The 26,787-nt window shown below is 71.8% G+C and carries 26 protein-coding genes and 1 pseudogene; 12 read left to right on the forward strand and 15 right to left on the reverse strand.

What is annotated here, in order from left to right; translation table 11 throughout:
* Nucleotides 1–91: 91 nt before the first annotated feature.
* The gene (locus tag ACH4G3_RS19455) at nt 92–607 is read right to left on the reverse strand and encodes an Lrp/AsnC family transcriptional regulator (protein ID WP_397625651.1); all 516 of its coding nucleotides are present in this window, start codon (nt 605–607) and stop codon (nt 92–94) included.
* A 122-nt stretch (nt 608–729) separates the two neighbouring features.
* Between ACH4G3_RS19455 and ACH4G3_RS19460 the strand changes: the two genes are divergently transcribed.
* From ACH4G3_RS19460 to ACH4G3_RS19475, 4 genes are read left to right on the forward strand one after another with little or no spacing between them, the layout of a single operon-like run.
* Nucleotides 730–1,479 (forward strand): LytR/AlgR family response regulator transcription factor, encoded by a 750-nt coding sequence (locus ACH4G3_RS19460; RefSeq protein WP_086558796.1) that lies wholly within the window; start codon nt 730–732, stop codon nt 1,477–1,479.
* Nucleotides 1,480–1,481: 2 nt separating this feature from the next.
* A complete protein-coding gene (locus ACH4G3_RS19465; RefSeq protein ID WP_397626165.1) occupies nt 1,482–1,841 on the forward strand; it encodes a hypothetical protein in 360 nt (119 codons plus the stop codon).
* A gap of 22 nt (nt 1,842–1,863) precedes the next feature.
* A complete protein-coding gene (locus ACH4G3_RS19470; RefSeq protein WP_397625652.1) occupies nt 1,864–3,576 on the forward strand; it encodes a sodium/solute symporter in 1,713 nt (570 codons plus the stop codon).
* Nucleotides 3,573–4,778, forward strand: coding sequence for a sensor histidine kinase (locus ACH4G3_RS19475; RefSeq protein ID WP_397625653.1), 1,206 nt, complete (start codon nt 3,573–3,575; stop codon nt 4,776–4,778). Before ACH4G3_RS19470 ends, ACH4G3_RS19475 begins: the two co-directional genes overlap by 4 nt.
* A gap of 4 nt (nt 4,779–4,782) precedes the next feature.
* Here the strand turns inward: ACH4G3_RS19475 and ACH4G3_RS19480 are convergent, their stop codons facing one another.
* From ACH4G3_RS19480 to ACH4G3_RS19510, 7 genes are all read right to left on the reverse strand, one after another.
* On the reverse strand, nt 4,783–4,962 hold the full coding sequence (locus ACH4G3_RS19480) for a hypothetical protein (RefSeq protein WP_020275386.1): 180 nt from the start codon (nt 4,960–4,962) through the stop codon (nt 4,783–4,785).
* 13 nt (nt 4,963–4,975) lie between these two features.
* Nucleotides 4,976–6,787, reverse strand: coding sequence for a serine/threonine-protein kinase (locus ACH4G3_RS19485; protein WP_397625654.1), 1,812 nt, complete (start codon nt 6,785–6,787; stop codon nt 4,976–4,978).
* 33 nt (nt 6,788–6,820) lie between these two features.
* Complete coding sequence (locus ACH4G3_RS19490) at nt 6,821–8,113, reverse strand: DUF6777 domain-containing protein (protein WP_397626166.1); 1,293 nt, start codon at nt 8,111–8,113, stop codon at nt 6,821–6,823.
* A gap of 196 nt (nt 8,114–8,309) precedes the next feature.
* A complete protein-coding gene (locus ACH4G3_RS19495; protein ID WP_397625655.1) occupies nt 8,310–9,260 on the reverse strand; it encodes a cytochrome c oxidase assembly protein in 951 nt (316 codons plus the stop codon).
* Nucleotides 9,261–9,376: 116 nt separating this feature from the next.
* Complete coding sequence (locus tag ACH4G3_RS19500; RefSeq protein WP_397625656.1) at nt 9,377–10,402, reverse strand: 6-phosphofructokinase; 1,026 nt, start codon at nt 10,400–10,402, stop codon at nt 9,377–9,379.
* Nucleotides 10,403–10,596: 194 nt separating this feature from the next.
* Nucleotides 10,597–11,325, reverse strand: coding sequence for a type 1 glutamine amidotransferase (locus ACH4G3_RS19505; protein ID WP_397625657.1), 729 nt, complete (start codon nt 11,323–11,325; stop codon nt 10,597–10,599).
* A 23-nt stretch (nt 11,326–11,348) separates the two neighbouring features.
* Nucleotides 11,349–12,587, reverse strand: a complete 1,239-nt coding sequence (locus ACH4G3_RS19510) for a MurT ligase domain-containing protein (RefSeq protein ID WP_354739857.1) — start codon at nt 12,585–12,587, stop codon at nt 11,349–11,351.
* Nucleotides 12,588–12,746: 159 nt separating this feature from the next.
* Between ACH4G3_RS19510 and def the strand changes: the two genes are divergently transcribed.
* Nucleotides 12,747–13,286: a peptide deformylase gene (gene def / locus ACH4G3_RS19515; RefSeq protein ID WP_397625658.1), complete on the forward strand. Its 540-nt coding sequence runs from the start codon at nt 12,747–12,749 to the stop codon at nt 13,284–13,286.
* A 70-nt stretch (nt 13,287–13,356) separates the two neighbouring features.
* Here the strand turns inward: def and ACH4G3_RS19520 are convergent, their stop codons facing one another.
* Nucleotides 13,357–14,001, reverse strand: coding sequence for a TetR/AcrR family transcriptional regulator (locus ACH4G3_RS19520; protein ID WP_397625659.1), 645 nt, complete (start codon nt 13,999–14,001; stop codon nt 13,357–13,359).
* Between the two features lie 177 nt (nt 14,002–14,178).
* Here ACH4G3_RS19520 and ACH4G3_RS19525 point away from each other — a divergent pair, with 177 nt between their 5' ends.
* Together ACH4G3_RS19525 and ACH4G3_RS19530 are read left to right on the forward strand one after the other, a co-directional pair.
* Entirely contained in the window at nt 14,179–15,405 is a 1,227-nt protein-coding gene (locus ACH4G3_RS19525) for an acyl-CoA dehydrogenase family protein (RefSeq protein ID WP_397625660.1), read from the forward strand.
* A gap of 156 nt (nt 15,406–15,561) precedes the next feature.
* Nucleotides 15,562–16,164, forward strand: coding sequence for a DUF4352 domain-containing protein (locus ACH4G3_RS19530; protein ID WP_397625661.1), 603 nt, complete (start codon nt 15,562–15,564; stop codon nt 16,162–16,164).
* A gap of 66 nt (nt 16,165–16,230) precedes the next feature.
* Here ACH4G3_RS19530 and ACH4G3_RS19535 read toward each other — a convergent pair.
* A pseudogene (locus ACH4G3_RS19535) lies at nt 16,231–17,052 on the reverse strand (cytochrome P450); the annotation flags it as partial.
* Nucleotides 17,053–17,192: 140 nt separating this feature from the next.
* Here ACH4G3_RS19535 and ACH4G3_RS19540 point away from each other — a divergent pair.
* Nucleotides 17,193–17,858 (forward strand): thiaminase II/PqqC family protein, encoded by a 666-nt coding sequence (locus ACH4G3_RS19540; RefSeq protein WP_397625662.1) that lies wholly within the window; start codon nt 17,193–17,195, stop codon nt 17,856–17,858.
* Here ACH4G3_RS19540 and ACH4G3_RS19545 read toward each other — a convergent pair whose 3' ends face one another.
* From ACH4G3_RS19545 to ACH4G3_RS19565, 5 genes are all read right to left on the reverse strand, one after another.
* Nucleotides 17,859–18,095: a DUF6213 family protein gene (locus tag ACH4G3_RS19545; RefSeq protein ID WP_020275373.1), complete on the reverse strand. Its 237-nt coding sequence runs from the start codon at nt 18,093–18,095 to the stop codon at nt 17,859–17,861. It lies immediately after the preceding gene.
* A gap of 25 nt (nt 18,096–18,120) precedes the next feature.
* Nucleotides 18,121–19,506 carry an NADP-dependent succinic semialdehyde dehydrogenase gene (locus tag ACH4G3_RS19550; protein ID WP_397625663.1) on the reverse strand — a complete coding sequence of 462 codons (1,386 nt, stop codon included), beginning with the start codon at nt 19,504–19,506 and terminating at the stop codon, nt 18,121–18,123.
* A gap of 76 nt (nt 19,507–19,582) precedes the next feature.
* On the reverse strand, nt 19,583–20,041 hold the full coding sequence (locus ACH4G3_RS19555; RefSeq protein WP_397625664.1) for an NUDIX hydrolase: 459 nt from the start codon (nt 20,039–20,041) through the stop codon (nt 19,583–19,585).
* Entirely contained in the window at nt 20,038–21,576 is a 1,539-nt protein-coding gene (locus ACH4G3_RS19560) for an ATP-dependent DNA ligase (protein ID WP_397625665.1), read from the reverse strand. Before ACH4G3_RS19560 ends, ACH4G3_RS19555 begins: the two co-directional genes overlap by 4 nt.
* Before the next feature lie 94 nt (nt 21,577–21,670).
* A complete protein-coding gene (locus tag ACH4G3_RS19565; RefSeq protein WP_397625666.1) occupies nt 21,671–22,600 on the reverse strand; it encodes an NAD(P)/FAD-dependent oxidoreductase in 930 nt (309 codons plus the stop codon).
* A gap of 77 nt (nt 22,601–22,677) precedes the next feature.
* On the opposite strand from ACH4G3_RS19565, the gene ACH4G3_RS19570 reads away from it, so the two are divergent.
* From ACH4G3_RS19570 to ACH4G3_RS19585, 4 genes are all read left to right on the forward strand, one after another.
* A complete protein-coding gene (locus ACH4G3_RS19570) occupies nt 22,678–23,250 on the forward strand; it encodes a helix-turn-helix domain-containing protein (RefSeq protein ID WP_397625667.1) in 573 nt (190 codons plus the stop codon).
* Between the two features lie 119 nt (nt 23,251–23,369).
* The gene (locus ACH4G3_RS19575; protein ID WP_397625668.1) at nt 23,370–24,341 is read left to right on the forward strand and encodes an NADPH:quinone oxidoreductase family protein; all 972 of its coding nucleotides are present in this window, start codon (nt 23,370–23,372) and stop codon (nt 24,339–24,341) included.
* Nucleotides 24,338–25,519, forward strand: a complete 1,182-nt coding sequence (locus ACH4G3_RS19580) for an acyl-CoA dehydrogenase family protein (RefSeq protein ID WP_397625669.1) — start codon at nt 24,338–24,340, stop codon at nt 25,517–25,519. Before ACH4G3_RS19575 ends, ACH4G3_RS19580 begins: the two co-directional genes overlap by 4 nt.
* The gene (locus ACH4G3_RS19585; protein WP_397625670.1) at nt 25,516–26,598 is read left to right on the forward strand and encodes an acyl-CoA dehydrogenase family protein; all 1,083 of its coding nucleotides are present in this window, start codon (nt 25,516–25,518) and stop codon (nt 26,596–26,598) included. The genes ACH4G3_RS19580 and ACH4G3_RS19585 overlap by 4 nt, the downstream gene beginning before the upstream one ends.
* Nucleotides 26,599–26,787 lie beyond the last annotated feature (189 nt).

The following is a 26,787-nucleotide window of genomic DNA, read 5'->3' on the forward strand; positions in this document are numbered from 1 at the left end:
GGGGATTGACACAACGGTAGGAACTGACGGAGGTGGCCGACAAGGAACAAAGGTTGCGTGTTCGCGCAGGAACGCTGCGTCTTGCGGCCGGTCAGCGCACGTCTGCTGCGCCGCCCGGAACCTCCTCCGGCGCCGGCTGGCTGGCGCCCGCCTCCGGGCTCTCCGGGAGCAGATGGGACAGCACCATCACGCTGATCGTCTTCCGGATGAAGGGCTCCTGGCGGATCCGCTCCAGCACCTCCTCGAAGTGCTCCACGTCCCGCGCCCGCACGTGCAGCAGCGCGTCCGCACCGCCCGTCACGGTCATCGCCGCGGTGATCTCCGGGTAGTCGCGCACGACCTCCGCGAGCCGTCGCGGCGGGGCCGCGCCCTCGCAGTACACCTCGACGTAGGCCTCGGTCCGCCAGCCCAGCGCCGACGGCTTCACCGTGGCCGTGAAGCCGGTGATCACGCCCGTCTCCCGCAGCCGGTCGACCCGGCGCTTGACCGCCGTGGCCGACAGCCCGATCGCCGTGCCGATCTCGGCGAAGGACGTCCGGGCGTTCGCCATCAACGCGGTGATGATCTTCCGGTCGAGTTCGTCGAACGGCGAGGACCTGCTGTTCATGCGGGCACTGTATCCACCGGCACCCCGCCCCGCGCCCGGCCCGACGCGGCCACCGCGTCCAGCGCGAACGTCCACCCCCGGCACATGTCCAGACGTACGGATCACCCCTACACTCCGGGTTCATGCTGCGCGCCCTGGCTGTCGACGACGAACGCCCCTCGCTGGAGGAACTGCTCTACCTGCTGCACGCGGACCCCCGCATCGGCAGCGCGGAGGGCGCCGGCGACGCGACCGAGGCGCTGCGCCGCATCAACCGGGCCCTGGAGTCCGGTCCGGGCGGGCCGGAGGCGATCGACGTCGTCTTCCTCGACATCCAGATGCCCGGCCTCGACGGCCTCGACCTGGCCAGGCTGCTCACCGGGTTCGCCCGGCCGCCGCTCGTCGTGTTCGTCACGGCCCACGAGGACTTCGCCGTCCAGGCCTTCGACCTCAAGGCCGTCGACTACGTCCTCAAGCCCGTCCGCAAGGAACGGCTCGCCGAGGCCGTACGGCGTGCCGCCGAGCTCCGCGGGGCCGCGCCCCGCATCCCCGTGAGCGAGCCCGACCCCGACCACATACCCGTCGAGCTCGGCGGCGTGACCCGCTTCGTCGCCGTCGACGACATCACCCACGTCGAGGCCCAGGGCGACTACGCCCGGCTGCACACCGACAAGGGCAGCCACCTGGTCCGCATCCCGCTGTCCACCCTGGAGGAGCGCTGGCGCTCCCGCGGCTTCGTCCGCATCCACCGCCGCCACCTCGTCGCCCTGCGCCACATCGGCGAGCTCCGCCTCGACGCGGGCACCGTCAGCGTCCTGGTCGGCTCCGAGGAGCTCCAGGTCAGCCGGCGCCACACGCGCGAACTGCGCGACCTGCTCATGAGGAGGACGTGACGGTGCCCCAGGACCACACCGAGCGCCGCGTCGTCGTCACCGGGCCGCCCCGCCGGACCCGCAGGGCTTCCGGTTACTACCGGCCGCGCACCGAGATCGACGAGCAGACCACCCTCGGCCACACCTACGTCCGCTCCCTGATGCGCACCCAGCTGCGCGCCGCCCTCACCGTCTTCGCGATCCTCGGCCTGCTCATCGGCCCGCTCCCGCTGCTCTTCGCGGCGATGCCCGGCACCCGCCGCCTGGAGTGGGCCGTCCTCGGCTTCGGCCTCTACGCCCCGCTGGTCCTGCTCGCCCGCTGGTACGTCCGCCGCGCCGAGCGCAACGAGCGCGACTTCGTACGCCTCGTCGAAGACCGATGAACGACGATCGAACTGGCGCCCGATGAACTCCAACTACGCCGTCCCCGCCGTCGCCCTGGTCGTCGTCGCGACGGTCCTGGTCGGCGCCTTCGGCCTGCGCATCTCCCGCACCACCTCCGACTTCTACGTCGCCTCCCGCACCGTCGGCCCCCGCCTCAACGCCGCCGCCATCAGCGGCGAGTACCTCTCCGCCGCCTCTTTCCTGGGCATAGCGGGCCTGGTCCTGGTCCAGGGCCCCGACATGCTCTGGTACCCGGTCGGCTACACCGCCGGCTACCTGGTCCTGCTCCTCTTCGTCGCCGCCCCGCTGCGCCGCTCCGGTGCCTACACGCTCCCCGACTTCGCCGAGGCCCGCCTCGCCTCCCAGGCCGTGCGGCGGCTGGCCGGAGCCTTCGTCGTCGGCGTCGGCTGGCTGTATCTGCTGCCCCAGCTCCAGGGGGCCGGACTGACCCTGACCGTGCTGACCGGGGCGCCCGACTGGCTGGGCGGAGTCATCGTCGCCGTCGTCGTGACCGCCACCGTCGCCGCCGGCGGCATGCGCAGCATCACCTTCGTCCAGGCCTTCCAGTACTGGCTGAAACTCACCGCCCTGCTCGTCCCCGCCCTGTTCCTGGTCCTCGCCTGGCAGAGCGACGGAGCCCCCCGCCACGCCTTCGACGAACCGGCCACCTTCCGCGAGCAGCGCGTCGTCCGTGTCGGCGACAGCATCGACCTGAAACTGGACCGGCCCCTCGCCGTGACGGTGACCGGCACCGTGGACGGCCGTACGCACACCGATACCCGCCTCGAACTCCCCACCGGCACCCACCGCGTCGAACGCGGCACCCGCCTCACCTTCGCCGAGGGAGCGCCCGTCCCCGAGGCACAGCGCACCGGCGGCGGCGACCTGTCGCCCGCACAGGCCGAGAGCCGCGAGGAACGCCCGCTGTACGCCACGTACGGGCTGATCCTCGCCACGTTCCTCGGCACCATGGGCCTGCCGCACGTCGTGGTCCGCTTCTACACCAGCCCGCACGGCGTCGCCGCCCGCCGCACCACCGTCGCGGTCCTCGGCCTGGTGGGCGCCTTCTACCTCCTGCCACCCGTCTACGGCGCCCTCGGCCGCCTCTACGCCCCCGAACTCACCCTCACCGGCGACACGGACGCCGCCGTCCTCCTGCTGCCCGACCGCATCATCGGGGGAGTGGGCGGCGATCTGCTGGGCGCGCTGGTGGCGGGCGGCGCCTTCGCCGCGTTCCTCTCCACGGCCTCGGGGCTCACCATGGCCGTCGCGGGCGTGCTCACCCAGGACGTCCTCCCCGCGCGCGGCGTACGGCACTTCCGGCTCGGGACCGTCCTCGCGATGTCGATGCCCCTCGCGGCGAGCGTCCTGGTCGGCGGACTCCCGGTGGCCGACGCGGTGGGGCTCGCCTTCGCCGTGTCCGCGTCGTCGTTCTGCCCGCTGCTCGTCCTCGGCATCTGGTGGCGGCGGCTCACCCCGCCCGGCGCGGCCGCCGGCATGCTGGTCGGCGGCGGCTCGGCCCTGCTCGCCGTCGCCGCGACCATGGCGGGCTACCCGGGCGCGGGCGCGCTGCACGCGCTGCTCGCCTGGCCCGCGCTCTGGTCGGTGCCGCTGGGCTTCCTCACCATGATCCTGGTCTCCCTGGCCACCCCCGGCCGGGTGCCACCGGGCACGGCGGCGGTGCTGGCCCGGTTCCACCTGCCCGAGGAACTGCGCACGGAGGTGACGGCATGAGCGGATTCCTGGCGGGCCTGTGCGTCGCCGTGCTCCCGGTCCTGGCCCTGGGGGTCTGGCTCGGCCGGCGCACGGCACGTCCCAAGAGCCTCGGTGGTCTGGGCACGCCCGTCGAACACGCCACCTTCGAGACCCTGCACACCGCCACCCTCGCCGCACCCCCGCTGCGGGCCGGGCTGACGGAGGAGACCGCCCGCAAGTCCGCCCGCAAACTGCGTTCCCTGCTCGGCACGGACGCCCTGTGCCTCACCGACCGCAAACAGGTCCTGGTCTGGGACGGCGACGGCGCCCACCACCGCACCGAGATCATGGAACGCCTCGCCGGCCCTCTGGAGACCGGCCGCGGCGAGGCCTTCCAGCTGACCTGCGACCTCCTCGACTGCCCGGTGCGCTGGGCGGTCGTCGCCCCGCTCACCGTCGACGACCGCGTGCACGGCGCCCTCGTCGCCTGCGCGCCCCGCGAGTCCGCGGTCCTCGTCCGGGCGGCCGGCGAGGTGGCCCGCTGGGTGTCCGTACAGCTGGAGCTCGCGGACCTGGACCAGTCCCGCACCCGCCTCATCGAGGCCGAGATCAAGGCGCTGCGGGCCCAGATATCCCCGCACTTCATCTTCAACTCGCTCGCGGTGATCGCCTCGTTCGTCCGCACCGACCCCGAGCGCGCCCGCGAACTGCTCCTGGAGTTCGCCGACTTCACCCGCTACTCGTTCCGCCGGCACGGTGACTTCACGACCCTCGCCGATGAGCTCCACGCCATCGACCACTACCTGGCGCTCGTGCGGGCACGCTTCGGCGACCGCCTCTCGGTCACCCTCCAGATCGCCCCGGAGGTACTGCCCGTCGCCCTGCCCTTCCTGTGCCTCCAGCCGCTCGTCGAGAACGCCGTCAAGCACGGCTTGGAGGGCAAGGCCGACAAGTGCCACATCCAGATCACCGCCCAGGACGCGGGCGCCGAGGCCCTGGTCGTCATCGAGGACGACGGCGCCGGCATGGACCCCGGCCTGCTCCGCCGCATCCTCGCCCGCGAGGTCAGCCCCTCGGGCGGCATAGGGCTCTCCAACGTCGACGACCGGCTCCGCCAGGTCTACGGCGACGACCACGGCCTCGTCATCGAGACCGCCACGGGCGCGGGCATGAAGATCACCGTCCGGCTCCCGAAGTACCAGCCGGGCGTGCATTCGGCCGGACGGCTGATCCAGGAGTGAGCTCTCAGGTGCTCTTCGTGGTGACCACCATCCCGAGGGTGATCAGGCCCAGGACGACCCAGCCGAACCACAGCCAGCCGTTGCTGCCGAGCGCCACCGTGTAGGCCGTCACCAGGACGAGGCCGCCGACGGTGATGCCTCCCATGGTCTTCGTCGCGTTCGAACCGTTCGTGGAACCGGGCATCGCAACACCCTCCTCATGGTTCTGTTCCCCCCATGGTGCCCCCGTTCTGCCTCCTGACGGTGCAGACGACGACATGAGTACCGGATTTCCAGGGTCCGTCGCTGGTCCACGAACCGGCTTCGTAGACGGACGGGTCGAAGCCGTAGTCGCGCGGCGCCACGTCCCGGGCGCATGCCGCGTCCGACGAGGTCCGGGCCTCGGCGAGCGTCACATCGGCGCCCAGCCGGGTGAATCCGAGCACCTGCTGGTCGTACCGCCCGCCGCACGGCACCAGCCGCGCCTCCCGGTTCGAACGGACGTCCAGACAGTCCCGCTTCTGCATGGTCGCGGTGTCGGCGAACGCCGTACCGAATCTACGTCGCTCCCCGAGCGGCCCGTACAGCGGCCCGTGGGCGCCGAGGACCAGGCAGGCGGTGCGCCGCCCCGCCGCCTCGAACCCGGTGCCGCTCGGCACGACGGCGTGGCTGCGCACATCGGCGAGCCGGTCCCGCAGCTCCCGGGTCAGCTCCTCGCACCGGGCCGGTCCCAGCTTCCGCGCCTCGTCCGCCGAGGCCGCCTCGGCGAACGCCACCACCTGCCCGTCGGGCGCCTGGTCCCGGCAACTCGGGTCCAGGGAGAGCCGGGGCGGGCCGGCGAACCGGGCCCCGCCCGGCCAGTCCGCGAGCACACAGTCCCCGTCCGCGAGCGGCTTGCTCAGCCCGACGGTCTCTCCGTACGGCGCGGCCGTCCCACCGCCCGCCCGGTCGGCCAGCGCGTACCAGACGCCGCCGAGCGCGAGGACCAGCCCTAGACCGCAGGCGGCGACGGCCCGGAGAGCGGGGGAGCGCCGGCGACGCCGTGCGCCGGGCTCGGCGGTGACCGGTCCGACACCGCCCGGCCCGGGGGCTGGCACGGGCGGGGTCTCCCACGGGGACGGCGACCCGGGGTCCGTCCGGGTCCGTTCGTACGCCTCCGCATGGGGCGTGACGAGCGCCGACAGCCCGGCCTCCGCCTCCTGGGCGGTCGTCCGCAGCTCCGGATCCTTGGCGAGCAGCCCGTGCAGCACGGGTTCCAGAGCCCCGGCCCGTAGCGGCGGAAGCGGCTCCTCCATGACCACCGCGGTGAGCGCCGCCAGGTGCGACTCCCGCTCGAAGGGGCCGCGGCCCTCGACGCCGAAGTACAGCGTGCAGCCCAGCGAGAAGAGGTCGGCGGCCGGCGTCGGTGTACCGCCGGAGGCCCGCTCCGGCGCCAGATACCCCGCCGTGCCGACCAGCGCGGACGCCATGGTGTACCGCGTCTCACCGGCCTCGGGCTGCACGGAGATGCCGTAGTCGGTGAGCAGGACCCGACCGTACGGCGAGCCCGCGCGGTCCGGCGCGAGCAGGATGTTGGCCGGCTTCACGTCCCGGTGCATCACGCCCCGCTCGTGTCCCGCGGTCAGCGCGTCCAGCACGGCGAGGCCGACGCGGGCACACTCGGCCGGGGCGAGCGGTCCGCGCCGGGTCACCAGCTCCCGCAGGTCCACGGCGTCCGTCACGTACTCCATGACGATCCACGGCAGCCCCTCGTGCTCCAGCACGTCGTGCACCGTCACCACGTGCGGGTGTCCGCGCAGCCCGGCCGCGTGCCGGGCCTCCGCCCGGGCCCGCGCGACCCGCGCCTCCCGCTCGTTTCCTGCCTCGGCCGGGTCGCGGAACACGATCTCCTTCAACGCGACCTCGCAGGCGAGTCTCTGGTCGTGGGCGAGCCAGACGTGCCCCATGCCGCCGCTGCCGAGCCGGCGCAGCAGCAGATAACGGCCGGCGACGACCCGGCCCACTCCCGACGTCGGTGATCCTGAGGACATCCGGTGACTCCAGGGTTCGGCGGGGGTGCGGTGCTAGACGGTGATGGCCGGCGTGGCTGGGGTGGTCGGGGTGGTCGGGGTGGTCGCCGGGGCGCTGGACGCTGAGGCGGTCGTCGCCGGTGCGCTTGTCGTGGGGGCGGTTGTCCCCGGGGCGGTCGTCGCGGGAGCGCTGGACACGGGCGTGCTGCTCACCGGCGGCGGCGCGCTGCTCGTGACCGGTTCACGAATCGGCGGCGAGCTGCTGACCTGCGGCGGAGGGGAGCTGCTGACCTGCGGCGGTGAGCCGGTCTCCGTGGGCGGCGCACTGCTCCTGGGCGCGGCGCTCGACGCGGGCGGCGGCACGGAGCCGGGCGGCGCCTTCGACGGGGACTGCCGCGACGGCGTGGGTTCGGCACCCGTCGGAGGCCTGGAGCCGACCGGGGGAGTGGAGGACGCCGAGGGCGCAGGTGTCGCCGTATCCTCCGTACGCCCGTCCGTCCCCGACTCCGCCGCCACGGTCAGCGTCACATGCGCGCCGAACCGCAGCCGGACCCCCGCGCCCGGGTCGGACGCGATGACCCGCGCACGGTCCGAAGGTGGCTCCGCACCCCTCAACGCGACCGCCAGTCCCGCATCGGCAAGCCGTCGGCTCGCCTCCCCGAACGTCGTCCCGGCAAGACGCGGCACGGCCCGCCGCTCCGTCGCGTCGAAGCCGGCGTCGGCCTCACCGGTCGTGCCGACGGGCCGCTCGATGCCCCGGCCGGGGTCCTGGACGTCGACGAGGGCGATGCGCTCCAGCTTCCGGGGAGCGGGCCGTACGACCACCACCTCGGCACGGTCGTATCCCTGCCACTTCTCGTTGCCGTCCCCGAACGTGACGGATATCCGGCTCGTGTCGTCCTCGAAGGGCCGCAGCGGATTTCCGCACGAACATTTGACCGACGGAAGTCCCTGCTCGTCGACGAGAATCGCGATTCCCGCCTGGAGGAGGGCACGGAAGGGAACAGCCTTTCCCTTTTTGTAGTCGTGGTTCAGTGCGAGAGTGTCGTGGCGCAGGAGAACCGGTGTGAGCCGGTCGAGATATCCCGGAATCTCGTCCGTACGAAGGTCGAGGGCCGCCGCCCAGGCCCGCGCCTTACGATCGTTGCGCGGCGCGGTGAGGAACCGCTTCAGCCGCTCGACATCACAGATCCCCGGCTGCTTCGTCCCGCCGTACAGCCCCGGTGTGTCCCCCTGCTGCAGGCCACCCGGCACGGCCCGCGACCGCACCTGCCCGTCCCGGCCGAGCCCGATGTCCTCGGCGAAGAAGGGCGCCAGGGACGGAACTCCCGCGGCGACCGCCTTCACCTCGAGCAAAGACCCACCAGAATCGCACCCCCCGAGCGCCAGCAGAAAAGCGACCAGGACAGCGAACCTCCGCATCACCGCTCCCCCCTGCGGTTCCCCCGACGCGTTTCATGCTACTGAAGGAAAATGCTATTCAGCCGCGTTGTGGAGAAAGAGCAGAACGAGGACGGACGGGCGAACTGGGGCGTGGGAAAAGTCAGTTTCCCCGTGCGTGCAGCGAGCTCAAATAGGCGTTGTACGCCTCGAGTTCCTTGTCCCCGTCGCGGTCGGCGGCCCGGTCCTCACGCCTGGCCTGACGCTGGTCCGAGGCGTACCACTGGAACAGCAGCGCTACCAGTACCAGCACGGACGGGATCTCGCTGAACGCCCAGGCGATGCCGCCCGCCGCGTTCTGGTCGGAGAGCGCCTCGATGCCGAGCGAGGCGGGCGGGTTCTTGAACGTCTCGACCATCGGCTCGGACGCCATCATCAGGGCGATCCCGAAGAAGGCGTGGAACGGCATGCCCGCGAACAGCTCCAGCATCCGCATCAGATAGCCCGGCCGGTGCGGGCCCGGGTCCACGCCCATGATCGGCCAGAAGAACACCAGGCCGACCGCGAGGAAGTGCACCATCATCCCGATGTGCCCCGCCTTGGAGCCCATCAGGGTGTCGAACAGCGGCGTGAAGTACAGCCCGTACAGGCTCGCGATGAACAGGGGGATCGTGAACGCCGGGTGCGTGATGATCCGCATGTACCGGCTGTGCAGGAACATCAGCAGCAGCTCACGCGGCCCCTTGCGGCCTCGCCCCGCCGTCGGCAGCGCGCGCAGGGCCAGCGTGATCGGCGCCCCGAGCAGGATCAGGATGGGCGACACCATGCTGATCACCATGTGCTGCACCATGTGCACGCTGAACATGACCATGCCGTAGTCGTTCAGCCGGGTGCACATCATGAGCACGATGCTCAGCACGCCGATGGCGAAGGCGACCGTACGTCCCACCGGCCACTTGTCACCGCGCCGCAGCAGCCGCACGACACCCCACCCGTACAGCGCCAGCCCGGCCAGGCACGCGACGAGGAAGAACGGGTCCGTCGACCATTCCAGACCTCGTCCCAGCGTGAACGGCGGCAGATCCATGGTCATGCCGTGCCCGCTGTGATCCATACCGCCGGCTCCTGTTTCGTGGGGGTGTGCAGCAATCTGTCCGCCCCAAGAGTAGAACCGCCCCCGGCCACACAGGTGACCGGGGGCGGTAAGCGGTGCTCAGGGGCGCGGGGGCCTCAGAGAACGGTCTCCGCCTCGGCGTACCGGTCCTCCGGCACGGTCTTCAGCGTCTCCACGGCCTCGGCCAACGACACCATCACGATGTCGGTGCCCCGCAGCGCGGTCATCTGCCCGAACTCGCCCCGGTGCACGGCCTCCACCGCGTGCCACCCGAACCGCGTGGCCAGCACCCGGTCGTAGGCGGTCGGAGTGCCGCCCCGCTGCACATGCCCGAGAATCACCGGCCGGGCTTCCTTCCCCAGCCGCCCCTCCAGCTCGACCGACAGCTGACGGGCGATCCCGGCGAACCGCTCGTGCCCGTAGATGTCCTTGCCGCCCTCGTCGAACTCCATGGTCCCCGCGCGGGGCTTGGCCCCCTCCGCCGCCACCACGATCGCGAAGCGCTTGCCCGCCTCGAACCGCTCGCCGACCCGCCGGGTCAGCTCCTCTATGTCGAAGGGCCGCTCGGGTACGACGATGGCGTGCGCGCCGGCCGCCATGCCGGAGTGCAGCGCGATCCAGCCGGTGTGCCGGCCCATGACCTCCACCACCAACACCCGCTGGTGGGACTCGGCGGTGGTCTTCAGCCGGTCCAGGGCCTCGGTCGCCACCCCGACGGCGGTGTCGAAGCCGAACGTGACGTCCGTGACCGCGATGTCGTTGTCGATGGTCTTCGGCACACCCACGACGGGCAGGCCGCTGTCCGACATCAGCCGCGCGGCCTTGAGGGTGCCTTCACCGCCGATAGGGATGATCGCGTCGAGGCCGAGCTCCTCGACATGGCCCTTGGCCCGCTCCACACCGTCCCGCAGATGGGAGGGCTGGACCCGGGAGGACCCCAGAATCGTGCCGCCGCGGGCGAGGATGCCACCCACCGCGTCGAGGTCGAGCTTGAGGTAGTCGCACTCCAGAAGGCCCTTCCAGCCGTCCCGGAAGCCGATGACCTCGTCGCCGTGGTCGACGACGGCGCGGTGCACGACGGACCGGATGACGGCGTTCAGACCGGGGCAGTCGCCGCCGGACGTGAGGACACCAATGCGCATAGCCCGAAAACCTTCTCAACGTGGGCCGGGACCGGACCACGTTGTCCGGCTCGAATCCCCGCCACCCTAGCGGCATCGAGGGGCCGGACCGAAGCACGCGTCCGCCTGCTGGACGACCCCGCTCACCTGTGCGGATGTGCCGTCAGACGGGCTGTTGACCAGCAGGTTGACGCGTGCTCCACACACGCTTCTGGTCAGGCAGGCTGCTGCGCGGCCGCGATGCGCTCGTTGCGAAGAGCCTCGTACCAGCGGTCGTCCGTCGGCGGCAGCGCGTTGACGTCGAGGGCCAGCTTCAGCAGCAGGTCCGCGATCAGCGGGTTGCGGGCCAGCACCGGGCCGTGCATGTACGTGCCGAAGACGGTGTCGTTGTACGCCCCCTCCGTGCCGTCGCCCGTGCCGTTGCCGTTGCCGAAGCGCACGTTGGCGAGCGGGCGGGCCGTGGGTCCGAGGTGGGTGACGCCCTGGTGGTTCTCGAAGCCGGTCAGCGGGGGCAGGCCGAGGCGCGGGTCGATGTCGCCCAGCACGTCGCCGACGCACCGCGCGCCCTCGCCGCGTACGGACACCACGTCCAGCAGGCCGAGGCCGGGCTCGCGCTGCCCGAGGTCGTTGATGAACTCGTGGCCGAGGATCTGGTAGCCGGCGCACACGGAGAACACGATGGCGCCGTTCTCCACGGCCCGTTGCAGTCCGCCGTCCCGGCGCAGCCGCTCGGCCGCGAGCCGCTGCGGACGGTCCTCGCCGCCGCCGATCAGGTAGATGTCACCGGAGGTCGGGATCGCCTGGTCGCTGCGCACGTCCAGTCGCGCCACGTCCAGGCCGCGCTGCCGGGCCCGGCGCTCCACGACGAGGACGTTGCCCTGGTCGCCGTAGGTGCTGAGCAGGTCGGGATAGATCCAGACGACCCGCAGTTGGTTGTCGCTCACAAAAGTCCCCTGACGTCTCGTGCTCAGTTGCCGACCCGGCGGCGCAGGTCCTGGAACGCCGTGTAGTTGGCGATGACCTCGATCCGGCCCGGCGGGCACGCCTGCACGGCCTGGTCGAGGTTCTCGTAGACCTGGAAGTGCTGGTCGGCGACCTCCAGGCGCACCGCGAGGTCCAGCCGACGGTCGCCGACGACGCAGATCGGGTGGCCGGTCAGACGCGTGTAGTCGACGTCCCACAGCCAGGAGGTGTCGGTGCCGTCGGCGGAGCGCGCGTTCACGGACAGGATGACCGGGGCGGGCGGCGGGTCGATCAGGGAGAACGTCTCCAGCCAGCCGGCCGGGTTCTTCGCGAGGAGGAGCCTGAGGTCACGGCCCTGGAACTGGACGACGTCGTACCGGCCGGCCACCGCCTGCACCTGGTACATGCGCTCCAGCGCGACCTGCGGCGGCACGCCGAACACGGCGGCGACGGCGGCCGAGGAGGCGGCGTTGGCCTTGTTGGCGCGGCCGGGCAGCTGGAGGTGGATCGGCCAGGCGGAGCCGTGCGGGTCCAGCACGTGGTCGCCGGAGAGGGCCCAGCTCGGCGTCGGACGGCGGAAGCCGCACTCACCGCAGTACCAGTCGTCGCCCGGGCGCTGCATCACGCCACCGCACGACGGGCAGGACCAGGCGTCGTCCTTCCACATCTGGCCGGCGGCGACCCAGATCACGTTGGGGGAGGAGGACGCGGCCCACACCACCAGCGGGTCGTCGCAGTTGGCCACCACCACGGACTTGGAGCCGGCGAGCCCCTCCCGCCAGTTCTCGGCGAGCATGCGGGTCTCGGCGGCGCGGTCGAGCTGGTCGCGGGAGAGGTTGAGCAGGGCGATGCACTTCGGCGCGGTGTCCCGGGCGACGCCGGCGAGGTACTTCTCGTCGACCTCGATGACGCCGTACCGGGCGTCCGAGCTGCCCGCGAGCGCCGAGGTGATGCCGGCCGGCATGTTGGCGCCGAGCGCGTTGGAGACGACCGGTCCCGCGGCGCGCAGGGCCTCGGCGATGAGCCGGGTGGTCGTGGTCTTGCCGTTCGTCGCGGAGACCAGGATCACGTCCAGGTTCTGGGCGAGCCGGGCGAGGAGGTCGGGGTCGAGCTTGAGCGCCACCCGGCCGCCGATCACCGAACCGCTGCCGCGCCCCGCGGCGCGCGATGCCGCCGCGACCGCCTTGCCCGCGGTCACGGCCAGCTTGGCCCGCGGCGAGAGCGGGTCCGAGTTGCCTGCCATCAGTTCTCGATCCTCCTTGCGTACGCGCCGCGCCTTGAAGCCTGACGGCCACGTGGTGTGGACCTCAGCCTATCGAGATCCATTAGCACTCCCGAACCGCGGCACTGTGGTGAACTCGTGTGGGAGGCGCGGAATGACAGGGACCTTACTCTTGCCGCCATGCGAAACAGCTCCATCCCCGGCGCCCACGGCCACGTGAGACCCCTCACCCTGCACGGAGACCCGCTCCTGCACACACCCTGCGCGGAGGTCACCGACTTCGGCCCCGAACTGGCCCGCCTCGTGGAGGACTTGTTCGCAACCATGTACGCCGCCCAGGGCGTCGGCCTCGCCGCCAACCAGATCGGCGAGCCGCTGCGGGTCTTCGTCTACGACTGCCCCGACGACGAGGACGTCCGGCACCTGGGCCATGTGGTCAACCCGCGCCTGGCCGAGGCGGACGGAGTGGTGATCCGGGGCCCGGAGGGCTGCCTGTCCCTACCGGGCCTGGAAGCGGGCACGGAGCGTTACGACCACGCGGTGGTCGAGGGCTTCACCATGACCGGAGAGCCGGTCACCATCCACGGCACGGGCTTCTTCGCCCGCTGCCTGCAACACGAGTACGACCATCTGGAGGGCCGCATCTACGCGGACCACCTCAAGGGCTGGCGCCACCGCAGACTGATGCGCAAGGTGGCCCGGGCTTCATGGCGCGGGTGAGGTGTCCGACCCTAGGGGCGCGGGGAACTGCGCGAACAACCCCCACCGGCCCGCAGCCGAAGGACGACGGTCAGAACCCCGGCCCGCCCATTTTGTCCCCCGCAGCCGCAAGACGCCCCCACAACAGATCAGCCAGACTCCGCACCAACTCGGCACGAGAACAAGGCCGTTCCCCCAGCCACCAGTCCCCGGCCGCATGCATCATGCCGACGATCCCATGCCCCCACACCCGCGCCAGCTGCTGCCCGCCCGGCCCGAGATCCAGCCGTTCCTCGATGACCTGGGCGAGTTCCTCCCCCATCCGCCGCAGCAACGGCGCACTGTGCTTGCCGACATCGAACCCCTGATCCCCCGGCTGGCCCCCCTCCGCCGGATGCATCAGGAACCGGTACACCTGGGGCCGCGCCTCGATCGCGGCGAGGTACGTGTCCAGTGTCGCCTCGACCCGCTCCCGTCTCTCCGCCGGCGCGTCCAGCGCAGCCCGCAGCGAGTCCAGCAGGGCGTCGGTGTGCCGTTTGGCAAGGGCCGCGTAAAGTCCGCCCTTGTCGCCGAAGTGCCGGTACAGAATCGGCTTGGTGATACCCGCTTCCGCGGCGATCGCGTTCATCGAGGCATGCGGACCGTCGCGCAGCACCACTCGGTCGGCGGCTTCCAGCAGCTCACGCCGTCGGCGGTCGGCGGACCGTTGCTGGTCCGTCCGCTGCGTGGTGTCCATGTGCTCTCCCCACCCGTGCTGATTCGATGACGCCTGCGCAAACTAACACTCAAACATGCCCCGGACATCGAACGGGTGCCGACCGGTCGGTAGGAGTTGACTTCCACTACCCGCCGGTAACAGACTGGTATGGTGTTACCGCAAGTAACACGCAGGTGTGCCGCTGGAGGGGACGACATGGCCGAGTTCACCATGGAGCTCAACGACGAACAGAAGGAGGTCCGGGACTGGCTGCACGGCTTCGCGGCCGATGTGATCCGCCCCGCGGCCGCCGAATGGGACGAGCGTGAGGAGACTCCCTGGCCGGTCATCCAGGAGGCCGCCAAGGTCGGCATCTACTCCCTGGACTTCTACGCCCAGCAGTACTTCGACCCCACCGGCCTCGGCATCCCCATGGCGATGGAGGAACTGTTCTGGGGCGACGCGGGCATAGCCCTGTCCATCGTCGGTACCGGTCTCGCCGCCGTCGGTGTCCTCGCCAACGGCACCGAGGAGCAGATCGGCACCTGGATCCCGCAGATGTACGGCGACGCCAGCGACGTCAAGGTCGCCGCCTTCTGCTCCTCCGAGCCCGACGCCGGCTCCGACGTGGCCTCCATGCGCACCCGGGCCGTGTACGACGAGGCCAAGGACGAGTGGGTGATCAACGGCACCAAGACCTGGGCGACCAACGGCGGTATCGCCAACGTCCATGTCGTGGTCGCGGTCGTCGACCCGGAGCTCGGCTCCAAGGGCCACGCCTCCTTCATCGTCCCGCCGGGCACCGAAGGCCTGTCCCAGGGGCAGAAGTTCAAGAAGCACGGCATCCGCGCCTCGCACACCGCCGAGGTCATCCTGGACAACGTGCGCGTTCCCGGCTCCTGTCTGCTCGGCGGCAAGGAGAAGCTGGACGAGCGGCTCGCCCGGGCCCGTGAGAAGGCCAAGCAGGGCGGGGAGCGCGTGAAGAACGCGGCCATGGCCACCTTCGAGGCCTCGCGCCCGGCCGTCGGCGCCATGGCGGTCGGCACCGCCCGCGCCGCGTACGAGGTCGCCCTCGACTACGCCAGGACCCGGGAGCAGTTCGGGCGTCCGATCATCGACAACCAGGGCGTGGCGTTCCAGCTCGCGGACATGCGCACGTCCATCGACGCGGCCCGGCTCCTCGTCTGGCGCGCCTCCTGGATGGCGGTCAACGGCAAGCCGTTCACGGCGGCCGAGGGTTCGATGTCCAAGCTGTTCGCGAGCGAGACGGCCAAGAACGTCACGGCCCAGGCGATCCAGATCCTCGGCGGCAACGGCTACACGCGGGAGTACCCGGTGGAGCGGATGCACCGGGACGCGGCGATCTACACGATCTTCGAAGGCACCAGCGAGATCCAGCGCCTGGTGATCGCCCGGACGCTGTCGGGCACGCCGATCCGGTAACCGGCGTTCTCCTCGAGGGGGCCGTCGCGTTGCGGGGCGGACGCGACAAGGCCCCCGGAGGTTGCCCGCGACCCCGAAAATTTTTTGATTAACCGTGCAACCATGTTCTCTCTTCACGGGTCCTTCACTTACGTGTCACAGAACCCTGGGGGGATCATGAACAACAACAGCCGCATCAGACTCACCGCCGCAGCGGTGGCCGTGATCGGTGCGCTCACCGTCACCGCGTGCAGCTCCGGCGACACGGTCGTCGACAAGCCCAAGGCCAAGGCGTCCGCCAAGGCCGGCAGCGGGCAGCAGGCCGCGAAGAAGCCCGCCGCCAAGGCGAGCGCCGCACCGGAGGTCGCCGAGCCCGGCGACACTCTCGCCCTGAAGGGCATGGAGGCCGGCAGCAAGCTGGACGTCACCGTCGTCAAGGTCGTCGACAACGCCAAGTCCGGCGACGAGTTCACCGCTCCCGAGTCGGGCAACCGCTGGATCGCCGTCCAGTTCCAGCTCGTCAACACCGGGACCAAGGCCTACTCGGACAGCCCGCAGAACGGCACCCAGGTGGCCGACGACCAGGGTCAGCAGTTCCAGTCCACCTTCGCCGACGTCACCGCCGGCCCGTCCATGTCCTCCGACGTCCGCCTGAAGCCCGGCGCGAAGGCGCTCGGCTGGGTCGTGTTCGAGGTGCCGAAGGCGTCGAAGATGGCGACGGTCCAGTTCGCGATGGACTCCGGCTTCGCCGACGAGACAGGGGAGTGGAAGCTGACCTGACCCGCGGTGAGCCCGGCCCGGACGCGGCCAGGTGGTACGAGCGGTCCTTGCGTCGTCATCGCCGGCTCACCACGTCACGGGCAGGGCCTCGGGGCCGCGGACGAGCGCGCCCTTCTTGAACGGCACCTCCTCGGCGGGGACGGCGAGCCGCAGTCCGGGCACACCGTCGAGGAGCGCGTCCATCAGGAGTTCCGACACCAGCCGGGCCAGCGTGCCGCCGGGACGGTAGTGCGGGCCGAGTCCGAAGGACACGTCCGGGTACGACACATGGATCGGTTCGGCGCGCAGCCGCTCGGCGAGTTCGGGGCGGGTCAGCAGGACGTACAGCATCTGGCCGCCGTTGCCGGTGACCGCCTCGCCGCCGATCTGGAGGTGCACCGCGAAGTCCGCCGCCTCCTCCAGTGTGAGCTCGCCGCGGCTCACGGCGGCGCCGAGCAGGGATGTGACGTCCTCGTCGGTGCTGCCCTCGCGCAGCCCGATCAGCTCGGAGAAGTAGGCGGTCATGTCCTTCTTCGCCTTCTCGGCGGCCTCGGCGCCGTGCGAGGAGGACAGGACCAGCTGTGTCCAGGTGTGCACGCCCTGCCGGTCGGCGGCCGGGACACCCATCAGCTCGCAGATCACCGCGACAGGGAACGGGCTGAGCACGGCCTCGGTCAGGTCGGCGGGCGGGCCGTCCTGGAGCATCTCGTCGACCAGTTCCGCCAGCATGCGGCGGGACCGCTCCCGTACCCGCTCCACCCGGCGCGCCGTGAACGCCGCGGCGACGCTGCGGCGCAGCCGGGCCTGGTCCGGCGCGTCCAGGAATCCGACCGCATCGAGGGCCGGGAAGGAATGCGGGGCCGGCCGAGTGACCGGCGGCGTTTCGACGATCGTCTCTTCGCTCATCCTTGCCCCCGGTCAGAAGCTGGTTCACCGCAGAGGGTGGTCCTTTCACGATCACCCGGTGGGGCACCGATCTCGCGCCGGACTACTCCGTACCGGGGACTCCATGCCAGGCTCGTCCCGACACCTCGACGACGGAGGACGCGATGACGCACCCGGCCCGGGACCTGCTGCGGACGACCACGGCGGACCTCGCTCCGGACCCGCGGTCCAACCCCCTGGTCCCCCGGATCGCCGACGGCACAGCACCGCGTTCCACCCTCGCCGCGCTCGCCCTGGAACAGTCCTGGGTGATCCCCGCCGACCGCCGGGCCTTCGGGTATCTGGCGGAGCGCTCCCTGGCGAGGGACCCGGAGGCCGCGGTCTTCTTCGGGACACTCGCCAAGGGCGAGGCGCTGGCGGAGGAGCGGTTGCCGTCGTTCGCCCGGGCGTGCGGCGTGCACGAGGTACGGACGGCAGCGTACGAGCCGCTCCCGGGATGCCAGGCGTACCCCGCGTACGTGGCCTGGCTGGCTCTCAACGCCGCACCGGCGGACGTCGTCCTGGCCCTGACCGCCAACTTCTCCGCGTGGGGAGGCTATTGCGCGACCATCGCCCGGGCCCTGCGCACGCGGTACGGCTTCACGGACGAGGCGTGTGCCTTCTTCGACTTCTTCGGGGAGCCGTCCCCGGAGCTGGAGAGCCAGGCGACGGCGGCAGTGCGGGCCGGCCTGGACGCGGGGCGACTCGACGAGACGAGCGCGCGGCGCTACGGACGTCTCCTGCAGACGTACGAGGCCATGTTCTGGAACGCGTTGACCGCGGCCCCCTGACTACGGCGCACCCCCACTGCTGTGCGCGATACAGGCCACATCGATACGGTCGGCCAGCTTCGCCAGCTCGATCGTCAACGCGGCGACCGTGTCCTCGTCGAGCCCCGATTCCCCGGCCTCGACAAGCCGCACCCACCGACCCCCCACCGTCCGCAGCAGCTTGCTGACATCGGCCGCAGCCACCTGCAAGGTCCCGCGGTCGTCGACGATCAGAGGCAGAGTCACTTCGCGGTTCACAGACGGGATCGTAGCTCCGCAACACTCACGCACCGTGCCAAACGGTCGTGATGTTGCAGAACTCCCGGATTCCGTGCCCGGACAGCTCACGCCCGTAACCGGACCGCTTCACTCCGCCGAACGGGAACGCCGGATGGGAGGCCGTCATGCCGTTGACGTACACGCTGCCCGCCTCCAGGTCCCGGACGAACCGGTCCACCTCGGACTCGTCCCGCGTCCACACGTTCGAACTCAGCCCGAACGGCGAGTCGTTCGCGATCAGCACGGCCTCGGCCAGGTCGGCCGCCCGGTACAGCGTCGCGACCGGACCGAACGCCTCCTCCCGGTGGATGCGCATCTCCCGGGTGATGCCGGCGAGAATGGTCGGCGGGTAGTACCAGCCGGGCCCGTCGGGGCGTTCGCCGCCGCACAGCACCCCGGCACCGCCGCGCACGGCGTCGTCGACCAGCTCCTCCAGATCGCGCAGTCCCTGCTCGCTGGAGAGCGGCCCGACCTCGGTGTCGTCGGACATGGGGTCGCCGACCTTGAGCGCCTTCATGCCCTCGGTGAACCGCTCGGCGAAGGCGTCGTAGACGTCCGAGTGCACGATGAACCGCTTGGCCGCGATGCAGGACTGCCCGGTGTTCTGCACCCGCGCGGTCACCGCGACCTTCGCGGCCCGGTCGATGTCGGCGGAGGGCATCACGACGAAGGGGTCGCTGCCGCCCAGCTCCAGCACCGTCTTCTTGATCATCTCTCCGGCGGTGGAGGCGACCGCGCGGCCCGCGGGCTCGCTGCCGGTGAGGGTGGCCGCCTTGACCCGCTCGTCGCGCAGGATCTCGTCGACCGCGGCGGAGCCGATCAGCAGGGTCTGGAAGCAGCCCTCGGTGAAGCCCGCCCGGTGGAACAGGTCCTCCAGGTAGAGGGCGGTCTGCGGGACGTTCGAGGCGTGCTTGAGCAGGCCGACGTTCCCCGCCATCAGGGCGGGCGCGGCGAAGCGGACCACCTGCCACAGCGGGAAGTTCCACGGCATGACCGCCAGCACCGGCCCCAGCGGCCGGTAGCGCACCCGCACGCGCGAGGCGCCGGAGTCCTTCACGTCGGTGTCGGAGGGTTCCTCGTCGGCGAGCAGTTCCTCGGCGTGGTCGGCGTACCAGCGCATCGCCTTGGCGCACTTCGCCGCCTCGGCCCGGGCCTGCTGGATCGGCTTGCCCATCTCGGTGGTCAGCACGCGGGCGATGTCCCGCTGGTCCTCTTCGAGAAGATCGGCGGCCTTCCTCATCAGCCGGGCGCGCTCGTCGAACGTCGTCGTCCGGTACGTGCGGAAGGTGGCCTCCGCGAGCTGGAGCCGCCGCTCGATCTCCTCCTCGCCCATGGCCTCGTACGTCTTGAGCGTCTCGCCGTTCGCCGGGTTCACCGTTGCGATGGGCATGGCTGACCTCCCTCGGAGCGGGCTGTAGTCCGACCTTCCCGCGTGGCGGAGGGGACCGCAACGCGGGAGCGTCTCCTCAGGGCGAGTGCTCCGCCAGGCGGTCGAGAAACGCCGCCTGCGCCTTGACGATCACCTCGCGGCCGCGATCGAGAGCGAACCACGCGACCCGGTCCAGCTCGGGGAACTCCTGGAGCCGGCCCGACCTCGGCGGCCACTCCATCCGGAACGTGCCGGGCGCGATCGTCGCCGGGTCGAGGTCCGCCTCGATCGCCCAAGCCGTGACGATCTTGCCATTGGTCTGCCGGACCTCGCCCAGGGCGAGGGCCTCGCCGTCGGGCGGGGGCAGCCCCAGTTCCTCCTCGAACTCGCGGCGGGCCGCCGCCCAGGCGGACTCGTCGGGCTCGTACTCGCCCTTGGGGATGGTCCACGCCCCGGCGTCGCGCCGGGCGAAGAACGGGCCGCCCATGTGGCCGAGCAGCACTGCGAGGCCGTCGTCGGTGTGGTGGAAGAGCAGCAGGCCGGCACTGCGCTTCACGGCCTCACCTCCGGGTGCACGGCCAGCAGCGTCTCCACCGTGTCGGCGTCCTCGGGGCGCTTGTCCTCCCGGTAGCGGACCACGCGGGCGAAGCGCAGGGTGACCCCGGCCGGGTAGCGGGTGGAGCGCTGGAGGCCGTCGTAGGCGATCTCGACGACGAGTTCCGGGCGTACGGTCACGACGTAGCCGTTGTCGTCGACGGCGAGCTGCTGCAGCCGTTCGGTCTGCCAGGCCAGCATCGCGTCGGTCATGCCCTTGAAGGTCTTGCCGAGCATGGCGAGGCCGCCGTCGGCGGTGCGGGCGCCCAGATGGAGGTTGGAGAGCTTGCCGGTGCGGCGGCCGTGTCCCCACTCGGCTGCCAGGACGACCAGATCGAGGGTGTGCACGGGCTTGACCTTCAGCCAGGACGCACCACGCCGGCCCGCGCTGTAGGGGGCGTCCAGCGCCTTGGCGACGACGCCCTCGTGGCCGCGCTTCAGGGTCTCGGCGAGAAACTCCTCCGCCGTGCCCAGGTCGTCCGGGCCGGACACGGTGGTGCGGCGCACCCGCATCGGCTCGGGGACCAGCCGGGCGAGCTCCGCGTGCCGCTCGGCGAAGGGCAGGTCGAGCAGGTCGCGGCCGTCCACGGACAGCGCGTCGAAGAAGACGGGGGAGACCGGCACCGCGCGTGCGGCCGTCGCCACGTCCGTGCGCGAGCCGACACGGCCGGCGGTCTCCTGGAAGGAGCGGGGGCGGCCGCCCTCGTCGAAGGAGATCACCTCGCCGTCGAGGATGAACCGCTCGCCCCGCAACTCCAGTGCGGCGGCGGTCACTTCCGGCAGCCGGTCGGTGATGTCGTCGAGGGTGCGGGTGTAGAGCCGTACCGTGTCGCCGTCCCGGTGCACCTGGACGCGGATGCCGTCCAGCTTCTCCTCGACCGCGCAGGCGCCGAGCTTGTCCACCGCCTCGGCGACCGAGGAGGCGCTGTGCGCCAGCATCGGCCAGACCGGGCGGCCGACGGTGAGACGGAAGCGGTCCAGGGCGGCGGGGCCGTCCGCGAGCAGCGCCTCGGCCACCGTCTGGAGGGAGCCCGCGAGCATCACGGCCCGCCGTACGTCCGCCGGGGACGCCCCGGTCGCCTGGGCCAGTCCCTCGACCGCGACGGCGTCCAGCGCGCCCTGCCGTACCTCGCCGGTGAGCAGCCCGATCAGGAACCGCTGCTCGTCCTCGGTGGCCGCGCCCATCAACTCCCCGACCAGCCGGGCCCGTTCCGCCTGGGACCCGGGGCCGGACACCTCGGCGAGATCCGACAGCCGGGCGTCCACGTCCCGCACGGTCAGGCCCGGCTCGGCGGCCGGGGCGACCGCGCGGCTCAGCACCTTCCAGCCGACGCCGATCCGGCCCTGCGGCAGCCGGCCCGCCAGATACGGGATGACGATCGGCACGTCGTCCGCCTCCGCGTCCCGGAAGAGGTCCGCGAGCAGGGCCGTCTTCCGGGACCGCGCCGAGGTGGCGGCGACCTCCTGGGACACTCGGGCCAGCCGGTGCAACAGCATGCAGCCATGGTGCACCGGGGGAGCCGCCTCTACACCCGGACGGTGGGGCTCGCGGTTCGCCGTCCGGCCGCCCGCGATCGGGTAGCCGGCACCCCTACTCCTGGACGGCCGCGTCGAGGTCGCTCATCAGCAGGTCCCCGACGATCGCGGCCGCCGCCCGGTAGCCGCCGCTCGCCGCGTGCACGACCTGCTCGGCGAAGCCGATCGCGTTGCCCGCGGCCCACACGCCCGGGACGGTCGTCAGCCCGGTCGGGTCGACCACCGGATACGCGCCGAAGGGCGTCTCGTGCAGCTCGGCACCGAGCCGCTCCAGCAGGCCGGTCTGCGGGACGGGGCGCGGGGCGACGAACAGTACGGAGCGCCCGTGCGTCGTGCCGTCGGCGAGCCGGACACCGGTGAGCCGGTCGTCCTCGACGACCAGCCCCGCGACTTCGCCGGGCACCACGTCCACCCCGGCCGCGGCGAGCCGGCGCAGGTCCTGGTCGGACAGCTCCTCCTCGGCGACCGTGTGCAGGAAGAACCGCACGTCCTTCGACCACTGGGACACGATCAGCGCCTGGTGCACGCTCGCCGGGCTCGACGCCAGCACTCCGAACGGCTGGTCGCGCACTTCCCAGCCGTGGCAGAACGGGCAGTGCAGCACGTCCCGGCCGAACCGCTCGGCGACCCCGGGGACCGCCGGCAGTTCGTCCTTCAGCCCGGTCGCGATCACCAGCCGCCGGGCCCGCACGGTCCGCCCGCCGGCCAGTACCACGGCGAAGTCCTCGCTCTTGTCCACCTCCACCACCCGGTCCCGCACGAGCTCCACGCCGTACCGCGCGATCTCCTCCCGGCCGGCGGCGAGGAACTCGGCGGGCGGCATGCCGTCCCTCGACAGATAGCCCTGCATGTGCGCGGCGGGCGCGTTGCGCGGCTCACCCGCGTCGACGACCAGCGTGCGGTGCCGGGCCCGTCCCAGCACCAGCGCCGCGGACAGGCCCGCCGTACCGCCGCCCACGACTACGACTGCGTACCTCTCGGTCATGGTGACCACCTCCACCGCCGAGAGTCGCGCGTTGCCGCGGGATTGACAAACTCGTTTGCCGAACCTGCAATACCACCATGACTACGGACGAGGTACTCGCGGGCGTCGGCCCCCGGCTGCGGCAGATGCGCAAGGAGCGGGAGGTGACCCTGGCGGCGCTCTCCGAGACCACCGGCATCTCCGTCAGCACCCTGTCGCGCCTGGAGTCCGGCCTGCGCAAACCCAGCCTGGAGCTGCTGCTGCCGATCGCCCGGGCGCACCAGGTGGCCCTGGACGAGCTGGTGGGAGCCCCGTCGGCCGGTGACCCGCGGGTACGGTCGAAGCCGATCGAGATGTTCGGCCGCACCCACTGGCCGCTCACCCGCCAGCCCGGCGGCCTGCAGGCCTACAAGGTGCTGGAACCCCAGCGCACACAGGAGCCGGACCCGCGCACGCACGAGGGCTACGAGTGGCTGTACGTGCTGTCCGGCAGGCTGCGCCTGGTGCTGGGCGAGCACGACGTGGTGCTCACGGCGGGGGAGGCCGCGGAATTCGACACCCGGGTGCCGCACTGGTTCGGGTCGACGGGGGAGGGGCCCGTGGAGTTCCTCAGCCTGTTCGGGCCGCAGGGGGAGCGGATGCACGTGCGGGCGCGGCCGAAGCGGTCGTGACGCACGAGACGCGCGTTCGCGGGACTCTTCTCCCGGAGGCTGTTCCCTGATCGGCAAGCGACCGCTTAGTATGCGAACCGACCCCGGTCAGACGAAGCAGTCCCCCGTGGAGGCCCCGCATGCAGGCATGGCAAGTGCACGAGAACGGCGAGCCGGGCGAGGTGATGCGGCTCGTGGACGTGGAGCCGCCCACACCCGGTGACGGCCAGCTCCTGCTGAAGGTACGGGCCGCCAACATCAACTTCCCCGACGCCCTGCTGTGCCGCGGTCACTACCAGGTCAGGCCGCCGCTGCCGTTCACCCCGGGTGTGGAGATCTGCGGCGAGACGGAGGACGGCCGCCGGGTGATCGCCAACCCGGTCCTGCCGTACGGCGGCTTCGCCGAGTACGCCGTCGCGGACTCCGCCGCCCTGCTGCCCGCGCCGGACGCCCTGGACGACGCTCAGGCCGCGGCCCTGCACATCGGCTACCAGACCGGCTGGTTCGGTCTGCACCGCCGGGCCGGTCTGCAGGCCGGCGAGACCCTGCTCGTCCACGCTGCCGCAGGAGGGGTCGGCAGCGCGGCCGTGCAGCTCGGGAAGGCCGCCGGCGCCACCGTCATCGGTGTCGTCGGCGGCTCCGGGAAGGCGGCCGTCGCCCGCGAGCTGGGCTGTGACGTCGTGATCGACCGGCGCTCCGAGGACGTCGTCGCCGCCGTCAAGGAGGCCACCGGCGGCCGGGGCGCCGACGTGATCTACGACCCGGTCGGCGGCGAGGCCTACACGCAGTCCACCAAGGTCGTCGCCTTCGAGGGGCGGATCGTCGTCGTCGGCTTCGCCAGCGGCACGATCCCCAGCCCGGGGCTGAACCACGCCCTGGTGAAGAACTACTCGATCCTCGGCCTGCACTGGGGGCTGTACAACACCAAGAACCCGAAGCTGGTCCAGCACTGCCACGAGCAGCTCACCGAGCTGGCCGCCCGGGGCGCGATCAAGCCGCTGGTGAGTGAACGCGTTCCGCTCGGCGGGGCGGCCGCCGCCGTGCAGCGGGTCGCCGACGGCGTGACGACCGGCCGGGTGGCCGTCGTCCTGGAGAAGGGAGCCGCCGCATGACCGACGCCGAGGAACTGCGCCGTCGCACACAGGACCTGCTGGCCGCTCACCCGCCGGCCTCGACCGACCGCCTGGACTTCCTCCGGGCCCGCTTCGACGCCGGACTGGCCTGGGTGCACTACCCGGAGGGCCTCGGCGGACTCGGCGCTCCGCGGTCCCTCCAGGCCGTCGTGGACGCCGAGCTGGAGGCGGCCGGGGCGCCCGACAACGATCCGCGGCGCATCGGCATCGGCCTCGGGATGGCCGCGCCGACGATCCTCAAGTACGGCACCGAAGAGCAGAAGCAGCGATTCCTCAGGCCTCTCTGGGTGGGCGAGGAGGTCTGGTGCCAGCTGTTCAGCGAGCCGGGTGCCGGGTCCGACCTGGCCGCGCTGCGTACGCGAGCGGTGCGGGAGGGCGACAACTGGGTCGTCAACGGGCAGAAGGTGTGGACGTCCAGCGCCCATGTGGCCCGCTGGGCGATCCTCATCGCGCGCACCGACCCGGACGTGCCCAAGCACCGGGGCATCACGTACTTCGTCTGCGACATGACCGACCCCGGCGTCGAGGTGCGGCCGCTGCGGCAGATCACCGGCGAGGCCGAGTTCAACGAGGTGTTCCTCACCGACGTCCGCATCCCGGACTCCCGCCGCCTCGGCGAGGTCGGTGACGGCTGGCGGGTCGCGCAGACCACCCTGAACAACGAGCGCGTCGCCATCGGCGGCATGCGGCTGCCCCGCGAGGGCGGCATGATCGGCCCGATCTCGAAGACCTGGCGGGAACGCCCCGAGCTGCGCACCCACGACCTGCACCAGCGCCTGCTGAAGCTCTGGGTCGAGGCCGAGGTCGCGCGGCTCACCAGTGAGCGGCTGCGCCAGCAGCTCGTGGCCGGCCAGCCCGGCCCCGAGGGCGCCGGCATGAAGCTCGCCTTCGCCCGCCTCAACCAGGAGATCAGCGGTCTGGAGGTGGAACTCCTCGGTGCCGAGGGCCTGTTGTACGACGACTGGACCATGCGCCGCCCGGAGCTGGTCGACTTCACCGGCCGCGAGGCCGGCTACCGCTACCTGCGCTCCAAGGGCAACAGCATCGAGGGCGGGACCAGCGAGGTCCTGCTGAACATCGTCGCCGAGCGCGTCCTCGGCCTGCCCGCCGAACCGCGCACCGACAAGGACGTCGCCTGGAAGGACCTGGCCCGATGAGCGCATCGCCCGACCTGTTGTACTCGGAAGAGGAAGAGGCGCTGCGGGCCGCCGTCCGCGACCTGCTCGCCGACCACAGCGGCGCCCCGGGCGTCATCGCCCGCATCGAATCGGACGCCCCGCACAACCCGGCGCTGTGGAAGGCCCTCACCGACGGCATGGGCCTCGCGGGCCTGCTGGTGCCGGAGGAACTGGACGGCCAGGGTGCCACGCACCGGGAGGCCGCCGTGGTGCTGGAGGAGCTGGGGCGTGCGGTCGCGCCCGTCCCGTACCTCACGAGCGCGGTCGTCGCCACCGAGGCGCTGCTGGCCTGCGGGACCGGCGACCTGCTCGGCGAGCTCGCCTCCGGGACGTCGATCGGGTGCCTCGCGGTCGCCCTCGACGTCGCACCGGGCGCCGCCTACAAGGTCGTCCGGCACGAGAACGGTCTGCTGCGCGGCGAACTGACCGGCATCGCGGACGCGGCCGTTGCGGACGTGCTGCTCGTGCCCGCCGACGACGGCGGCCTGTACGCGGTCGACGCCACCGCCGCGACCGTCACACCGCAGATCTCCCTTGACCTGACCCGGCCGCTGGCGACCGTCACCCTCGACGGCGCGCCGGGCCGCCTGCTGGGCGATGCCGAACCCGCCGTGCGCCGGGCCCTGCGCGCCGGAGCCGGGCTGCTCGCCTCCGAACAGCTCGGCCTGGCCGACTGGACGCTGACGGAGACCGTCCGCTACCTCAAGGACCGCAAGCAGTTCAACCGGCCCGTCGGCGGCTTCCAGGCGCTCAAGCACCGGCTGGCCCAGCTGTGGCTGGAGGTGGCCAACCTCCGCGCGGCCGCCCGCAACGCCGCCGACGCCCTGTCGACCGGCGAGGACACCGACGTGGCCGTCACGGTCGCCCAGGCCTACGCGGCACCCGTGGCCGTCCACGCCGCCGAGGAAGCCCTGCAACTGCACGGCGGCATCGGCATGACGTGGGAGCACCCGGTGCACCTGTACCTGAAGCGCGCCAAGGCCGACTCGATCGCCTACGGCACGGCCGGCGCCCACCGCGAGGCACTGGCCGGACTGGTCGGCCTCCAAGCACCCTGAGGCACACCTGATCGACGCCATGCCGACGTCACGCCGACGCCGGTGAAAAGCCCGCCCCACCAGGGGCGGGCTTTTTCGTGTGCCCTGCCTGCGTGAAGTGAACACCCGACGGCACTCCGGCCAACTCCCCGCAAGGCCCTGCTCCTTGGCCCTGCGCGAACCCCATACTCGCAGGGTTCCCGTACGGCA

This window comes from Streptomyces afghaniensis, from assembly GCF_044327915.1.
GTDB lineage: Bacteria > Actinomycetota > Actinomycetes > Streptomycetales > Streptomycetaceae > Streptomyces > Streptomyces afghaniensis.

Coding starts and splice junctions, on each gene's coding strand:
- ACH4G3_RS19550 (WP_397625663.1), bottom strand. CDS start 19,506: ATGCCCATCGCAACGGTGAACCCGGCGAACGGCGAGACGCTCAAGACG.
- ACH4G3_RS19470 (WP_397625652.1), top strand. CDS start 1,864: ATGAACTCCAACTACGCCGTCCCCGCCGTCGCCCTGGTCGTCGTCGCG.
- ACH4G3_RS19455 (WP_397625651.1), bottom strand. CDS start 607: ATGAACAGCAGGTCCTCGCCGTTCGACGAACTCGACCGGAAGATCATC.
- ACH4G3_RS19565 (WP_397625666.1), bottom strand. CDS start 22,600: ATGACCGAGAGGTACGCAGTCGTAGTCGTGGGCGGCGGTACGGCGGGC.
- ACH4G3_RS19485 (WP_397625654.1), bottom strand. CDS start 6,787: ATGTCCTCAGGATCACCGACGTCGGGAGTGGGCCGGGTCGTCGCCGGC.
- ACH4G3_RS19510 (WP_354739857.1), bottom strand. CDS start 12,587: ATGGCAGGCAACTCGGACCCGCTCTCGCCGCGGGCCAAGCTGGCCGTG.
- ACH4G3_RS19580 (WP_397625669.1), top strand. CDS start 24,338: ATGACCGACGCCGAGGAACTGCGCCGTCGCACACAGGACCTGCTGGCC.
- ACH4G3_RS19495 (WP_397625655.1), bottom strand. CDS start 9,260: ATGGATCACAGCGGGCACGGCATGACCATGGATCTGCCGCCGTTCACG.
- ACH4G3_RS19460 (WP_086558796.1), top strand. CDS start 730: ATGCTGCGCGCCCTGGCTGTCGACGACGAACGCCCCTCGCTGGAGGAA.
- def (WP_397625658.1), top strand. CDS start 12,747: ATGCGAAACAGCTCCATCCCCGGCGCCCACGGCCACGTGAGACCCCTC.
- ACH4G3_RS19480 (WP_020275386.1), bottom strand. CDS start 4,962: ATGCCCGGTTCCACGAACGGTTCGAACGCGACGAAGACCATGGGAGGC.
- ACH4G3_RS19475 (WP_397625653.1), top strand. CDS start 3,573: ATGAGCGGATTCCTGGCGGGCCTGTGCGTCGCCGTGCTCCCGGTCCTG.
- ACH4G3_RS19530 (WP_397625661.1), top strand. CDS start 15,562: ATGAACAACAACAGCCGCATCAGACTCACCGCCGCAGCGGTGGCCGTG.
- ACH4G3_RS19500 (WP_397625656.1), bottom strand. CDS start 10,402: ATGCGCATTGGTGTCCTCACGTCCGGCGGCGACTGCCCCGGTCTGAAC.
- ACH4G3_RS19525 (WP_397625660.1), top strand. CDS start 14,179: ATGGCCGAGTTCACCATGGAGCTCAACGACGAACAGAAGGAGGTCCGG.
- ACH4G3_RS19520 (WP_397625659.1), bottom strand. CDS start 14,001: ATGGACACCACGCAGCGGACGGACCAGCAACGGTCCGCCGACCGCCGA.
- ACH4G3_RS19560 (WP_397625665.1), bottom strand. CDS start 21,576: ATGCTGTTGCACCGGCTGGCCCGAGTGTCCCAGGAGGTCGCCGCCACC.
- ACH4G3_RS19585 (WP_397625670.1), top strand. CDS start 25,516: ATGAGCGCATCGCCCGACCTGTTGTACTCGGAAGAGGAAGAGGCGCTG.
- ACH4G3_RS19570 (WP_397625667.1), top strand. CDS start 22,678: ATGACTACGGACGAGGTACTCGCGGGCGTCGGCCCCCGGCTGCGGCAG.
- ACH4G3_RS19540 (WP_397625662.1), top strand. CDS start 17,193: ATGACGCACCCGGCCCGGGACCTGCTGCGGACGACCACGGCGGACCTC.
- ACH4G3_RS19575 (WP_397625668.1), top strand. CDS start 23,370: ATGCAGGCATGGCAAGTGCACGAGAACGGCGAGCCGGGCGAGGTGATG.